Raw genomic sequence first — 14040 nt, forward strand, 5'->3', positions numbered from 1 at the left:
GACTCGCAACACGCGTAATGCCCGAATATGCCTTTCGAATGCTTTTCTATCGGCAAAATCGTGAAATGGCGCAAAGCCCGGCGAGCGAGCGGCTCGCGGCGCTGTAATCTAGGCTGCGAAGAAGCCCAAGGAATAGGCGAGCGGGAGTGCCGCTAGAACGGCCTGCACAACCAGGAAGTAAATAGTTGAGAGATCGTGCTCCCCTTATCGGAAAGGAGCGAAACGACCCGGGCGAAAGCCGCCGATCGCAAATGCCGCCCCAAGCGCCATGTAGATGAAATCCTGCGCCAGCATGATCGCCGCCAGTCCAAGTCCGAGATAGAAACCGCCGACGGAGCGTTGCTCGGCGAAACCATCCCGGCGCTCTCCACGCGGCTGAAGGCCGAAAAGCTGCATCGCATATCCGGGCGCGAACATGATGACGAGACCCGCAAGAGCCGTGAACGCCGCCGAGCAGAATGCGAGCTGCTCGGCAAAGGTCTCGGGAAAATAAAACTCCATGGATCAACCCCAAATCACGCTGCGAATGCTTGCCCCTTATGGCATGATTGCGCCGGGTGGAAAACGGCTGTCAATCGCCGATCTACAGGAAGCTTTGCGGGTCGATATCGAGCTGGACGTGCACCGAGCCACGCTCTTTCGGTGCATGCGCAAGCATACTGCGCAGAAATGCCTGCATGTCGGAACTCCGCCGCCCATGTACGAGGAGCCGGAAACGGTAGCGGCCGCGCACCAGCGCCAGCGGTGCTTCGGCGGGGCCGAGCACGGAAATGCCGGAAACCTGCGGCGCCGCGCTCCGCATGCCGCGGGCATGGCTTTCCGCGTCATGGCGCGTTTCGGCCGAGACGATAATCGACGCAAGGCGTCCGAAAGGCGGCAAACATTGCCCGCTCGCGCTCGGCGATTTCCCGCTCGTAAAACGCGCTCGCGTCGCCTGAAACGATCGCCTGCATGACGGGATGCTGCGGCTGGTACGTCTGCAGCAGACCATGGCTCTTCAGACCCGTTCGCCCTGCGCGGCCCGTGACCTGTGAAAGAAGCTGGAATGTTCTTTCCGCCGCGCGCGGATCACCGTTGGCGAGACCGAGATCCGCATCGACGATGCCGACCAGTGTCATCAACGGAAAGTTATGCCCCTTGGCGACGAGCTGCGTGCCGATGACGATATCCGCTTCGCCCTTGGCGATCGCCTCGAGTTCCAGCCGCAGGCGTTTGACGCCGCCCATAATGTCCGAGGATAACACGATGGTGCGCGCGTCGGGGAAATGACGCTCAACTTCTTCCGCGATGCGCTCGACCCCCGGCCCACAGGCAACGAGGTGATCGAGCGTTCCGCATTCCGGACAAGCCTCCGGCGTCCGCTCCGTATGGCCGCATTGATGGCACTGCAGCTGGCTGCGGAAACGGTGCTCGACGAGCCAGCTCGAACATTGCGGGCACTGGAAGCGGTGGCCGCACACACGGCAGAGTGTTAGCGGTGCGTAGCCGCGGCGATTGAGGAAGAGCAGCGCCTGCTCGCCCTTTTCGACCGTCTTGCCGATCGCGCGGATCAAGACCGGCGAGAGAAAACCTTCCCTTTTCGGCGCGTGCCGCCGCATATCGACGAGATGCAGATCGGGCAGCGCCGCCTCGCCGTAGCGTGTCGGCAGATGGATGGTGCTGTAGCGTCCGTTCTGACCGTTCACCTGGCTTTCGACGGAAGGTGTCGCCGACACGAGAACAACCGGGAAATTGCCGATGCGACCGCGCACGACTGCCATGTCGCGGGCATTATAATAGACGCGGTCTTCCTGCTTGTAGGCAGGATCGTGCTCCTCATCGATGATGATGAGCCCCAGGTCTTCGAACGGCAGAAACAATGCCGACCGGGCGCCGGCAACTACGCGAATCTCGCCGGTCACCGCCTGCCGCCAGACTTTCTCGCGCATGCGCGGCGCGAGATCGGAATGCCATTCGGCCGGCTTTGCGCCGAACCGGTCCTGGAAGCGCTCTAGGAAACTTGCGGTGAGCGCGATTTCCGGCAGAAGGATCAGTACCTGCTTGCCGCGGCGAAGCGTCTCGGCGATCGCCTCGAAATAGACCTCGGTCTTGCCGGATCCCGTCACGCCATCGATCAGCGAAACGGCAAACTCATCTTTTCTGATTTCGTTCAAAATCTCTTCGGCGGCATCCTTCTGCGGCCCCTGCAGCCGCGAAGAGGCAAATTCCGGATCGGGTTTTGCCACGACCGGAGGCGGAGGCAGGAAAATTGTCTCGAAAAGCCCTTGGCTGATGAGGCCATCGACAACGCTGGTGGAAACACCGGCGGCATGTGCAAGTCCGGTCCGTGTCCACGAGACACCGTCCGATGCCGTATCGAGCACTCGGGCACGCGCGGGCGTCATCCGCTCCGGCTCGCCGCCGACGAAGCGCAATCCTTCCGCCATCGGCTCCGGTTCGAAGGCATTCGGCGCACGAAGCGCCATTCGGGCAACAAGACCGGGTGGCGATAGCGTGTACGCAGCCACCCAGTCGATGAACTCCCGCATTTCCTTGGATAGCGGTGGGCAATCGAAGACATGCGTGATCGGTCTAAGCTTCTTCGGATCGACGCCATCTTCACCACCGTCCCAGACAACGCCGATCACCTGTCTGGGGCCGAGCGGCACCTGCACGAGCGAACCCGGCTCGACCGCCATGCCATCCGGCACGGAATAGGAATAGGGTTTCGGTGCAGGCATGGGCACGAGAACCGGAACCGTGCGGGTTCCAGCTGGTGCCTCGAGTAACGCGCCAAAGAGATCGGACGAATCTGTGCTCATCGGGCGTGACCATGCCCGCTATAAAGCAAAAAGAAAACCTGCGAGAACATCGCCTGCTCGTCCTCATCGAGCATCGGGTCCGTGACCGCCAGACAAGGCGTGCGCAGCGGCGACAATCGGTCGGCCCTCAATCCATGAAAGAAGCGCCAGCCATCGATAGCGCGCCGGAGCTTGCCTTTTCCCGCGCCGTTTTCGCCGACGAAAAGATTTATGACCGAAAGATCCATGCGGATCGATCGCAGTGACCTTTCGTTTTGGGCGAACATCGAGCGGAGCAGCATGCCTCGCTTTAACCTATCCGCTCAACGAAATGAATGGGCCGCCACTATCTCCGGCGCCGGCGGCTGCATGAGCGGCAGGAACCGTGCATCGCTGTCGGCACGCAGATCATGTAGCGTGTGTTTTTCAAGCGCCTTGGTCACTTCGTTTATGTCGCCGTCCAGATGTCCCACCGGAACGAGATTGCCGATGATGAAATCAAAACGATCGCCGCGCTTGTTGAGAAGTTCGTGAAAAACCGTCATGTCGCGCAGTTCGGTCGACCACTTTGCAAACCAGTAGAAAAGACCGGAGTTGCGCGCGGTCATGTGGACCGGCAAGATCGGCAGATTGTATTTGCGAGCAAGGCCGACGGCAGAGTTTTTCCACGGCCTTTCATTCAGCCGGCCGTTCGCCCAATAGGCGATGCGGCCCGAGGGAAACAATACAGTTGCCTTTCCTTCCTTCACGGCGTGGTTCGTGAGCTGCAGCGTCTCACGGGTCTTGAGTTTCGTCTTGTATTCGTCCCGCCATTCCACAGGGATCACCATTTCCGCAAAACGCGGATTGACGCGCACCGCGTCCCGGTTGGCAAAGAACATCATGTCCGGGCGGCGGTTCTTCAGGAGGTCGAAAACTGCAACGCCATCGGCAATGCCGGTCGGATGATTGCTGACGAGAATGAAGCCGCCGGAAGCAGGGATACGCTCGGCATTTCTAACCGCGATATCCAGCGTCAGCAGGTTGCTCATATATTCGAAGCACTGGAAGCCCGGCATGTTCGCTACGTCATTGGCGAACTGAAGCGCCTTGTTATAGCGCAAAAGAGCATAGAGAAAGGGCCGCATCACCGGCCAAAGCGGGTGGTGGACGATGCGCTGGCCGCGCTCGGCGATCAGAGTATCAACGATGTGTCCGGGGTTGCCGTGGGAAACCAGAGCGATCGCTTCCGCGAGCTGTCCGAAAGCCGTCGTGGATTGGCGCCGTGCCATGCAAAGTCCTGTTTCGTTCGGAACAGCTATCGCAACCTATTATGATGGAAGCATGACAAGAGCTTGGCCGATATTAGCAATTCCCTAACGGTCCCTCCTTCAAACTTGGCAAAGGCAAGAACAAAATCAAGGCCCGCGCCAGTGAACGAACTCCTGATTATCGCCGACCCGCGCCTGATGGCGGAACGCAGCGCCTGGCTTGAAAATCTCGAGCGCGAGCGGCGCTTTTCTGAACACACGCTCGACGCCTACGAGCGCGATAGCCGCCAGTTCCTCACCTTCCTGACCGGCCATATCGGCGGCCCGGCGACGTTGAAGGACATTGAATCTCTTCGCCCGGCCGATTTCCGCGGCTTCCTGGCTGCCCGCCGAAAAGAAGGTTCCGGGGCGCGATCGCTTGGCCGCAATCTGGCCGGTCTTCGGTCGCTGCTGCGATATCTGGAAAAAAAAGGTTTGGTGAACGCCGCCGGAGCAGGAGCCGTTCGCTCACCGAAACAGCCGAAATCGCTACCGAAACCACTCTCCGACAAGCAGGCGATCAATGTCGCCAGCGACGAGGCACAGCTTCACGAGGAACCATGGATCGCTGCGCGCGACGCCGCCGTTTTCACGCTCCTCTATGGCTGCGGTCTGCGCATTGCCGAGGCACTTGACCTGACTGCGGACAGCTTGCATGCAGGCGCCACGACACTGCGCATCACCGGCAAGGGCAACAAGACGCGCCTGGTTCCGCTGCTGCCCGTTGTTCTTGAAGCCGTTGAGAAATACCGCTCTCTCTGCCCGTACCATCTGGAGAACGGAGAACCGCTCTTCCGCGGCGCTCGCGGCGGCAAGCTCCAGGCTGGGATCATCCAGCGCACGATGCAGCGGATGCGCAGCGCCTTCGGATTGCCGGAAACGGCAACACCGCATGCGCTGCGGCATTCTTTTGCAACCCATCTGCTGGCTGGCGGCGGCGATCTGAGGACGATCCAGGAACTGCTCGGTCACGCAAGTCTGTCCACGACCCAAGTCTATACCGGCGTCGATTCATCGCGTTTGCTGGAAGTTTACGATCGTGCCCATCCGAGGGCGTAATCTTTTGTTAACGCATTCTCTTAAGGCAATATGCGCATGCGAGGCGTAGAGCATGAGCTCTCATACATTGTGACCGGAACATCATCATGACGATCACCGTCGGCCACCGTAGTCTGCGCGTTGCGACACCGGGCAATATGTTGCTCGGGCTGATTGCAGCCTTCCATATGCTGCTTGCCGCCGCGCTTCTCGCCGTGCTCCTTGCGGTGTCTTCGGCGCAGGCTCGCCGACGATACCTGCACCGGCAAGAACCTGATGACCGAGCTGCAGCAGAACGATCCTACCCGCTATGCAGAGGTCGTCAAGGAAGCGGATGCGACGCCGAACGGCAAAGGCATTTTCTGGAAGATCGAAAAGCCCGGCCTGAAGACCTCGTGGCTGCTTGGCAGCATGCATGTTACTGATCCGCGCGTGCTGAACCTGCCGCTCTACGCCCAGGCCGCCCGTGATGGCGCCGATACGATCGTCATCGAATCCGATGAGATCCTGAGTGAGAAAAAGGCGGCCGCCGCTCTCCTCGCCCGGCCGGATCTCACCATGTTCACTGATGGGACGACGATCGAAAAACTCCTGTCGCGCGAGGATTACGCCCGTCTCGGTGCTGGCCTCCAGCAACGCGGCATTCCGATCTCCGCCGTTTCGCGCATGCGACCCTGGATGATTGCGAGCGCCGTCGCGCTCCCCGCCTGCGAGATTTCCCGCAAGGCGAAGGGTATCCCCTTCCTCGATCAGAAGATCGCAACCGACGCAGCCGCCGAAGGCAAGCAGGTGCGCGGGCTCGAAACGCTTGCCGAACAACTGCAGGCAATGGCCGAACTTCCGGTCGAATTCCATCTGAAGTCACTGATCGAGACCCTGGAGCTCGGCTCCAAGATGAACGACGTCGTGGAAACGATGACCGATCTCTATCTCTCCGGCGACATCGGCATGACGATACCGATGCTGAAAACAGTTTCGCCGGACGGCAAGGACGAGGAGAGCGATTACGCCAGCTTCGAGCAGCGCATCATCCTCGACCGCAACAAAATAATGGCCGAGCGCGCAGCTCCGATTCTCGCCAGCGGCAATGTCTTCATGGCTGTAGGCGCCCTGCATCTGCCGGGCGATGGCGGAGTGATCGAACTTCTGCGCAAACAGGGTTTCACCGTCACCCAAGCGAATTGAAGCTACGCGCAAAGCGCGGGTTTATCCTTCATTTCAGTTTTATCCGGTTGCCCGTGCTCGCGGGACCGAAGCCAGACTTAATCGCTCTTCAGACCAGTAAGGTGAAGGCCTTTGGCCGAAGCCCATTAAAAAAGCCGCGGTCCTTGCGAACCGCGGCTTCGGTCTTCGGGATTTACATATGGATCGGCTTGAAGAAGGCAGCGAGTGCCGCTTCCTTCACTGCTTCCGACATTGTCGGATGCGCATGGCAGGTGCGGCCGAGGTCCTCGGCAGAACCGCCGAATTCCATAAGAACGGCAATCTCGTGGATCATCTCGCCGGCACCGAAGCCGACGATATGACCGCCGAGAACGCGGTCCGTTGCCTTGTCCGACAGGATCTTTACGAAGCCGTCTGTCGCGAGCATCGCGCGAGCGCGGCCATTTGCCGTAAACGGGAACTTGCCAGCCTTATAGGCGATGCCTGCAGCCTTCAGTTCTTCCTCGGTCTTGCCGACGGAAGCGACTTCCGGCTGTGTGTAGACGACGCTCGGGATGACGTCGTAATTCACATGACCGGCCTGGCCGGCAAGGATTTCGGCAAGCGCCACGCCTTCGTCTTCCGCCTTGTGCGCCAACATAGGACCCTTCACGACGTCGCCGATTGCATAAATGCCGGCGACATTGGTCTTGAAATGGCCGTCGATCTCGACGCGACCGCGATTGTCGAGTTTGACACCCGCCTCTTCAAGGCCGAGGCCAGCCGTATAGGGCAAGCGGCCAGTGGCGATGAGAACGACTTCCGCTTCGAGCGTCACCTTGTCGCCGCCCTTGACCGGTTCGAAGGTCACCTTGGCACCCGTGCCGTCCTTCTCGACGCCGACGACCTTGGCGCTAAGGTTGAATTCGATGCCCTGCTTGGCGAGCATGCGCTGGAACTGCTTGGCTACATCGCCATCCATGCCGCCGAGGATCGTGTCGAGATATTCGACGACGGTCACCTTCGCACCGAGGCGCGACCAGACAGAGCCCAGTTCGAGACCGATGACGCCGCCACCGACGACGATCATTGTTTCCGGCACCTTCTCCAGCGCAATACCACCGGTCGAGGAGATGATCACCTTTTCATCGAACTCGACTTGAACGCCCGGGATGCCGGCAACATCGGAGCCTGTGGCTATCACGATGTTCTTGCCTTCGATCTCCTGGACCTTGCCGTCGTCGGCGGTCACGGAAACTTTCCCGGCGGAAACGATCTTGCCGGTGCCTTGGAAGGCGTCGATCTTGTTCTTCTTGAAGAGGAAGGCGACGCCGTCGACATTCGACTTCACCGTCGCATCCTTGTGCGCCAGCATCTTTTCGAGATTAAGCTTCGGACGCGGTATTTCGATGCCGAGCGCATCCATGCCGTGACCGGCATGATGGAACATTTCGGAAGCATGCAGCAACGCCTTGGAGGGAATGCATCCGACATTAAGGCAGGTGCCGCCGAAGGTCGCGCGCTTTTCGACGACCGCAACCTTGAGGCCGAGCTGGGCCGCCTTGATCGCGGCGACATAGCCACCGGGGCCGGTTCCGATAATGATCACATCATAGGACATTGTTTCTTTTCCTTTGCTTTAATCGTTTAGTCGGCCGCGCGGGTGAGTGCGAGGCGAACGCCGAAGCCGACCAATGCGGCGCCGGTGATGCGGTTGAACCATTTGCCGCTGGCAATGAAGCGGTCGCGATGGGCTTGACGGTGAAGAAGATCGAGACGCCGGCGAAGAATTTGCATCGTTTACCCTTTGCGACCTACCGCCCACCGCTGACGTTGAGGATCGCACCCGTGACATAGGAGGCCGCAGGAGAAAGAAGATAGAGGACGGCATCGGCCACCTCGTCTGCCGTTCCCGGCCGCTGCATCGGAATATTCGGCGCCATGTCGCGCGCACGGTCTGGCAGTCCGCCGGAGGCGTGAATATCGGTGTCGATAATTCCCGGGCGGATCGCATTCACCCGGATGCCATCCGCAGCGACTTCGCGGGCGAGCCCGATCGTGAAGGTATCGATCGCCGCCTTCGAAGCGGCGTAATCCACATATTGCGACGGTGATCCGATGATCGCCGCCATCGACGAAATGTTGACGATCGTTCCGCCCTTGCCGCCATGCTTGCTCGACATGCGGCGAACGGCCTCCGCCGCGCAGAGAATGGAGCCGGTGACATTGACGCGCATCATCCGCTCGATGCGCTCGACGCTCATTTCGTCGACGCGCTGAGCCGTATCGATGATACCGGCATTGTTCACCAGCCCGTCAAGCCGCCCGAAATAGCGATCAACGGTTTCGAACATCAAGGTGATATCAGCGGCGTTGCCGACATCGCCTTTGACGGCAATCGCCTCGCCGCCGTCCGCCGTGATCGCTTCAATGACGGCATCCGCGGCTGCCTTGTTCGAGACATAATTCACGGCAACCCGCCAGCCTTGCTTGGCAGCAAGCCTTGAGACGGCAGCACCGATACCGCGGCTTGCCCCGGTCACGAGCAGAACAGGCACATCACTCATTTCGCGCATTCCTTGAAGGTCAGGACATCCCAGGGCGCGACCGTCGCCTTGCCTTCGCCCCAAATCGAGGACTCGCGGATCGCCGGACCGAGACCAGGTAGCACGATCCTGTCAGCAGCGCGCTCTGCCTCCGGCTGAAGATTATCCAGCTCGCCCGCGGCACGGACGCTGTAGACCGGCCCTTGCCAGATCGTGCAGGCATCGAGATCCGCACCCGTCACATCACCATCCGGGCAATTGAACATGACGATGCCGATAGCACGATCAGGATCCTCCGACGGCATCACAAAGCCGTCCAGAACGATCGAGGTCTTCAAGACATTGATCTTGAACTGATTGCTTGCCGCAGCGGCTTCGGAACCGAGCGGCGAAAAGCGGAGTTCATAAGCGCCGTCGCGATCGGCATAGACGGCATCAGACTGCTTGCACTCGGCCGAAAGCGCAGCTCCCGTCATTGCGCACAGGAAAAGTGGCGCCGCCAGGGCAGCCGCCAATTTCAGCCTAACGATTAGAAGCGAACGGCCGTCCGCTGCCGGAACTCCACGCGCCATAAGGCACTCCTTGCCGCGAAAAACAGGGCCGCTCGCGCGGCCCCATCATTCTCTTAGAGATCGAGAACCAGACGCTCCGGATCTTCCAGGCTTTCCTTGACGCGGACGAGGAAGGTCACGGCTTCCTTACCGTCGACGATGCGGTGATCGTAGGAGAGTGCCAGATACATCATCGGACGGATGACGATCTGGCCGCCGACAACGACCGGACGCTCCTGGATCTTGTGCATGCCGAGAATGCCCGACTGCGGCGCATTGAGGATCGGCGAGGACATCAGCGAACCATAGACGCCGCCATTGGTGATCGTGAAGGTGCCGCCCTGCATGTCGGCCATCGAGAGCGTGCCGTCGCGTGCGGCCTTGGCAAGACGGCCAAGGTCTTTCTCGATCTCGGCAATCGACATCTGGTCGGCATCGCGGATGATCGGAACGACCAGGCCCTTGTCTGTGCCGACAGCCATGCCGATGTGGCAGTAGTTCTTGTAGATGATGTCGGTGCCATCGATCTCGGCGTTGACGGCCGGCAGTTCCTTCAGGGCGTGCGTCACAGCCTTGGTGAAGAAGCCCATGAAGCCGAGCTTGACGCCATGCTTCTTTTCGAAGACGTCTTTGTACTTGGCGCGCAGGTCCATGACTGCCTTCATGTCCACCTCGTTGTACGTGGTGAGCATGGCTGCGGTGTTCTGCGCATCCTTGAGGCGCTTGGCAATCGTCTGGCGCAGGCGCGTCATCTTCACGCGCTCCTCGCGGCCGGCGTCCTCAACTGTCGATGGGCCACGGACTGCAGCGGGAGCGGCAGGCGCAGCAGCCGGGGCGGAAAGGCCCTTGGCGACGGCAGCGATTACATCGCCCTTCAGCACCTGGCCACGCTTGCCACTGCCTTCGACCTGATCGGCCGAGAGATTGTTCTCAGCGAGCATCTTGGCGGCAGCCGGCGCCGCCGGCATGGTGGAAGCCGGGGCCGGGGCGGAAGCAACCGGTGCCGCAGCGGCTGCAGCCGGAGCAGCAGGTGTTGCCTGGGCAGGAGCAGCGATGGCCGGCTCGGCAGCCTTGGCGGGAGCGGCAGCCGGGGCTGCAGCGCCTGCGGCGATCTGGCCGAGCAGAGCGCCGAGGCCCACGGTTTCGCCGGCCTGGGCAACGATTTCGGACAGCGTGCCGGAGCTCGGTGCCGGTACTTCGATGGTCACCTTGTCGGTTTCAAGCTCGAGAATCGGCTCATCGGCCTTGATGGCGTCGCCAACCTTCTTGAACCAGGTGCCGACGGTTGCCTCGCTGACGGATTCACCGAGAGTTGGAACGCGGATTTCTGTGGCCATTGTTCAAATCCTGATTTGCTTGTTTTCGTTTATTCGTTTCCGGCAGAAGACGGCCGGAGAATGATCGAGGGCATTGGCAAAATTTCGAAGTGGAAACCGAAACTGGAGCGGACGATCGGATCGGCATCGGCAAGCGCCTTTGCGGCCTCCCGATCCTCGACTGAGACGACCGCCATACCCCACGCGCCTTCGCCCTCGAAGACGGGGCCGACAGCAATTGCCGATCCCGCTTCTGCGTTGTGGCGCCAATAGTCGGCATGCCGTTCCATCGCAGCCATTTCCTCCCCGGTCGCGTCGTTCGGAAAGCGGGAACGAGGCGGCACAAGTCTCAAGAAGAAATATGCCATCGCCCCAACTCCTCAGCCGCCCAGCGCATCCTCGAGGAATGCAGCGAGTTGCGACAGATGCTTGGACATAAGGCCCGTTGCCGGCGAAGCGGCAGCCGGACGTCCGGTGTAGCGGACGCGCTGATACTTCGCATCGATATGGGCAAGAACCCACTCGAGATACGGATCGATGAACGACCATGCGCCCATGTTCTTCGGCTCTTCCTGGCACCAGACCATTTCCGCATTGCGGAAGCGGGAGAGCTCGTTGATGAGCGCCTTGGCCGGGAACGGGTAGAGCTGTTCGACGCGCAGCAGATAGACATCGTCGATTCCGCGCTTTTCGCGCTCCTCCAGAAGATCATAATAAACCTTGCCGGAGCACATGACGACGCGGCGGATCTTGTTGTCTTTCTGCAGCTTGATCGGTCCGTCCTTGATGCCCTCTGCATCATCCCAGAGAAGGCGGTGGAAAGAGGATTCGCCGGCCATCTCTGCGAGGCTCGAAACCGCCCGCTTGTGGCGCAGCAACGACTTCGGCGTCATCAGGATCAGCGGCTTGCGGAAGTCGCGCTTCAACTGACGGCGCAGGATATGAAAGTAGTTCGCCGGCGTCGTGACGTTGGCGACCTGCATGTTGTCTTCCGCACAAAGCTGCAGGAAGCGTTCCAGGCGGGCCGAAGAGTGTTCCGGACCCTGACCTTCGTAACCATGCGGCAGCAGGCAGACGAGACCCGACATGCGCAGCCACTTGCGTTCGCCCGACGAAATGAACTGGTCGAAGACGACCTGCGCACCGTTTGCGAAGTCGCCGAACTGCGCTTCCCAGAGCGTGAGCGCGTTCGGGCGCGCCAGCGAATAGCCGTATTCGAAGCCGAGAACCGCCTCTTCGGAGAGCATCGAGTTGATGACCTCGTAGCGGGCCTGCGTCGGCGACAGGTTGGCGAGTGGGATATAACGCGCTTCGGTCTCCTGATCGTAAAGGACCGAATGGCGCTGCGAGAAAGTGCCGCGTTCGCAATCCTGACCCGAAAGGCGGATCTTATGGCCTTCGAGGCAGAGTGCGCCAAAAGCGAGCGCCTCGCCCATTGCCCAGTCGATGCCTTCGCCCGTCTGGATCATGTTGGCCCGGTTTTCCATGAAGCGCTGGATCGTGCGGTGCGCGTTGAAGCCCGCCGGCACTTCCGAGAGCTTGCGGCCGATCTCCTTCAATTGTTTCATCGGCACGGCCGTCTTGCCACGGCGCTGCTCATCGGCGTTGTCGGCCGTGCGCAGACCAGACCATTCGCCGTCCAGCCAGTCGGCCTTGTTCGGCTTGTACGACTGCCCGGCCTCGAACTCCTGCTCGAGATGAGCGCGCCAGTCGGCCTTCATCTTCTCGACTTCGCCTTCGCTCAGCAGGCCCTGCGCAACAAGACGCTCGGCGTAAAGCTGGAACACCGTCTTGTGGCCACGGATAACCTTGTACATCTTCGGCTGGGTGAAGGACGGTTCGTCGCCTTCGTTGTGGCCGTAGCGGCGGTAGCAGAACATGTCTATCACGACCGGCTTGTGGAACTTCATGCGGAACTCGGTCGCGATTTTCGCGGCGTAGACCACAGCTTCCGGATCGTCGCCATTGACGTGGAAGATCGGGGCCTCGATCATCTTCGCAACGTCGGACGGATAGGGCGACGAACGGGAGAAGGCCGGGTTCGTCGTAAAGCCGATCTGGTTGTTGATGATGACATGCATCGTGCCGGCGACACGGTGGCCGCGAAGACCCGAAAGGCCGAGAATTTCAGCAATGACGCCCTGGCCCGCGAAAGCCGCATCGCCGTGGATCAGCAACGGCAAAATCTTGGCGCGCTCGGAGAGCGGAATGACATCGCCTTCCCAGACGGTAGCGCTCATGTCCTGCTTGGCGCGCGCCTTGCCCATGACGACGGGGTCGACGATTTCAAGGTGCGAAGGGTTTGCCGTCAGCGAAACGTGAACCTTGTTGCCGTCGAATTCGCGGTCGGAAGATGCACCGAGATGGTACTTCACGTCGCCTGAACCTTCGACCTCGTCGGGCGCATAGGAACCACCCTTGAACTCATGGAAGATGGCGCGATGCGGCTTTCCCATGACTTGGCTGAGCACGTTCAAGCGGCCGCGATGCGCCATGCCGAACACGGCTTCCTTCAGGCCGAGGTGGCCGCCACGCTTCAGGATCTGCTCAAGTGCCGGGATCAGTGATTCACCGCCATCGAGGCCGAAGCGCTTGGTGCCCTTGAACTTGACGTCGAGGAACTGCTCGTAGCCTTCCGCTTCGACGAGCTTGGCAAGGATCGCCTTCTTGCCTTCCGGCGTGAACGCAACGCCCTTGTCCGGCCCTTCGATGCGTTCCTGAATCCAGGCCTTCTCTTCCGGATTGGACATGTGCATGAACTCGACGCCGAGAGTCGAGCAATAGGTTCGCTCGAGGATCTCGATCATCTGCGGAATGGTCGCGTATTCGAGACCGAGCACGTTGTCGATGAAGATCTTGCGATCATAGTCGGCCGCGCTGAAACCGTAAGCTTCCGGCGACAGTTCCTTGTAGTCTTCGACCGGTACTGCGATGCCTAGCGGATCGAGCTTGGCATGCAGATGGCCGCGCATGCGATAGGCGCGGATCATCATGATGGCACGCACGGAATCGCGCGTAGCCTGGAGGATGTCAGCGCCGTCGGTCGGCTTGCCGGCAGCTTCGGCCTTGGCCTTCACCTTGGTTTCGATGACCTTCTCGACCGTGCCCCAATCACCGTCGAGCGCAGATACAAGATCGCCGCCGGCCTGAATCGGCCAATTCTTCTTGCGCCAGGAAGCGCCCTTGGCCGCCTTCTTCACATCGTTCGGATCGTCTTCCAGCGCCTTGAAGAAGGTCCGCCACTGATCGTCGACCGATGATGGATCCTCTTCGTAGCGCGCATAGAGCTGCTCGATATAGGCAGCATTGGCGCCATCCAGAAACGAGGTGATCTGAAACTGCTCGTTGGCTTCTTGCCGTGCCATGGTTTTACGCGG

The 14040-nt window shown here is 60.4% G+C and carries 9 protein-coding genes and 4 pseudogenes; 2 read left to right on the plus strand and 11 right to left on the minus strand.

Annotated elements, in window-relative coordinates:
- Positions 1–204 precede the first annotated feature (204 nt).
- The 4 genes and pseudogenes from ACW4PC_RS12630 to ACW4PC_RS12645 all read right to left on the minus strand — a co-directional run bounded on the left by ACW4PC_RS12630 (position 205) and on the right by ACW4PC_RS12645 (position 4051).
- Positions 205–501 (minus strand): hypothetical protein, encoded by a 297-nt coding sequence (locus ACW4PC_RS12630; protein ID WP_455874028.1) that lies wholly within the window; start codon positions 499–501, stop codon positions 205–207.
- A gap of 82 nt (positions 502–583) precedes the next feature.
- Positions 584–2801, minus strand: a pseudogene (locus ACW4PC_RS12635) (primosomal protein N').
- Between the two features lie 155 nt (positions 2802–2956).
- A pseudogene (locus ACW4PC_RS12640) lies at positions 2957–3082 on the minus strand (AAA family ATPase); the annotation flags it as partial.
- A gap of 21 nt (positions 3083–3103) precedes the next feature.
- Entirely contained in the window at positions 3104–4051 is a 948-nt protein-coding gene (locus tag ACW4PC_RS12645) for a GNAT family N-acetyltransferase (protein ID WP_455874029.1), read from the minus strand.
- Between the two features lie 141 nt (positions 4052–4192).
- Here ACW4PC_RS12645 and ACW4PC_RS12650 point away from each other — a divergent pair, with 141 nt between their 5' ends.
- Positions 4193–5128: a tyrosine recombinase XerC gene (locus tag ACW4PC_RS12650; RefSeq protein WP_455874030.1), complete on the plus strand. Its 936-nt coding sequence runs from the start codon at positions 4193–4195 to the stop codon at positions 5126–5128.
- An 86-nt stretch (positions 5129–5214) separates the two neighbouring features.
- A pseudogene (locus tag ACW4PC_RS12655) lies at positions 5215–6292 on the plus strand (TraB/GumN family protein).
- A gap of 172 nt (positions 6293–6464) precedes the next feature.
- Here the strand turns inward: ACW4PC_RS12655 and lpdA are convergent.
- The 7 genes and pseudogenes from lpdA to ACW4PC_RS12690 form a co-directional block, all read right to left on the minus strand.
- Entirely contained in the window at positions 6465–7871 is a 1407-nt protein-coding gene (lpdA, locus tag ACW4PC_RS12660) for a dihydrolipoyl dehydrogenase (RefSeq protein ID WP_455874031.1), read from the minus strand.
- Positions 7872–7897: 26 nt separating this feature from the next.
- Positions 7898–8040 (minus strand): annotated as a pseudogene (locus ACW4PC_RS12665) (LysE family translocator); the annotation flags it as partial.
- 24 nt (positions 8041–8064) lie between these two features.
- On the minus strand, positions 8065–8817 hold the full coding sequence (locus ACW4PC_RS12670) for an SDR family oxidoreductase (protein ID WP_455874032.1): 753 nt from the start codon (positions 8815–8817) through the stop codon (positions 8065–8067).
- Positions 8814–9368 carry a hypothetical protein gene (locus ACW4PC_RS12675; protein ID WP_455874033.1) on the minus strand — a complete coding sequence of 185 codons (555 nt, stop codon included), beginning with the start codon at positions 9366–9368 and terminating at the stop codon, positions 8814–8816. Before ACW4PC_RS12675 ends, ACW4PC_RS12670 begins: the two co-directional genes overlap by 4 nt.
- Before the next feature lie 53 nt (positions 9369–9421).
- Complete coding sequence (gene odhB / locus ACW4PC_RS12680; RefSeq protein WP_455874034.1) at positions 9422–10684, minus strand: 2-oxoglutarate dehydrogenase complex dihydrolipoyllysine-residue succinyltransferase; 1263 nt, start codon at positions 10682–10684, stop codon at positions 9422–9424.
- A 29-nt stretch (positions 10685–10713) separates the two neighbouring features.
- Positions 10714–11031 carry a YciI family protein gene (locus tag ACW4PC_RS12685; protein ID WP_455874035.1) on the minus strand — a complete coding sequence of 106 codons (318 nt, stop codon included), beginning with the start codon at positions 11029–11031 and terminating at the stop codon, positions 10714–10716.
- A 12-nt stretch (positions 11032–11043) separates the two neighbouring features.
- Complete coding sequence (locus ACW4PC_RS12690; protein ID WP_455874036.1) at positions 11044–14028, minus strand: 2-oxoglutarate dehydrogenase E1 component; 2985 nt, start codon at positions 14026–14028, stop codon at positions 11044–11046.
- Positions 14029–14040: the final 12 nt, after the last annotated feature.

Source organism: Rhizobium yanglingense (assembly GCF_977109285.1).

Excerpts from the sequence above, each read along its gene's own strand:
- ACW4PC_RS12630 (WP_455874028.1), bottom strand. The coding sequence starts at position 501 with ATGGAGTTTTATTTTCCCGAGACCTTTGCCGAGCAGCTCGCATTCTGC.
- ACW4PC_RS12645 (WP_455874029.1), bottom strand. The coding sequence starts at position 4,051 with ATGGCACGGCGCCAATCCACGACGGCTTTCGGACAGCTCGCGGAAGCG.
- lpdA (WP_455874031.1), bottom strand. The coding sequence starts at position 7,871 with ATGTCCTATGATGTGATCATTATCGGAACCGGCCCCGGTGGCTATGTC.
- ACW4PC_RS12670 (WP_455874032.1), bottom strand. The coding sequence starts at position 8,817 with ATGAGTGATGTGCCTGTTCTGCTCGTGACCGGGGCAAGCCGCGGTATC.
- ACW4PC_RS12675 (WP_455874033.1), bottom strand. The coding sequence starts at position 9,368 with ATGGCGCGTGGAGTTCCGGCAGCGGACGGCCGTTCGCTTCTAATCGTT.
- odhB (WP_455874034.1), bottom strand. The coding sequence starts at position 10,684 with ATGGCCACAGAAATCCGCGTTCCAACTCTCGGTGAATCCGTCAGCGAG.
- ACW4PC_RS12685 (WP_455874035.1), bottom strand. The coding sequence starts at position 11,031 with ATGGCATATTTCTTCTTGAGACTTGTGCCGCCTCGTTCCCGCTTTCCG.
- ACW4PC_RS12690 (WP_455874036.1), bottom strand. The coding sequence starts at position 14,028 with ATGGCACGGCAAGAAGCCAACGAGCAGTTTCAGATCACCTCGTTTCTG.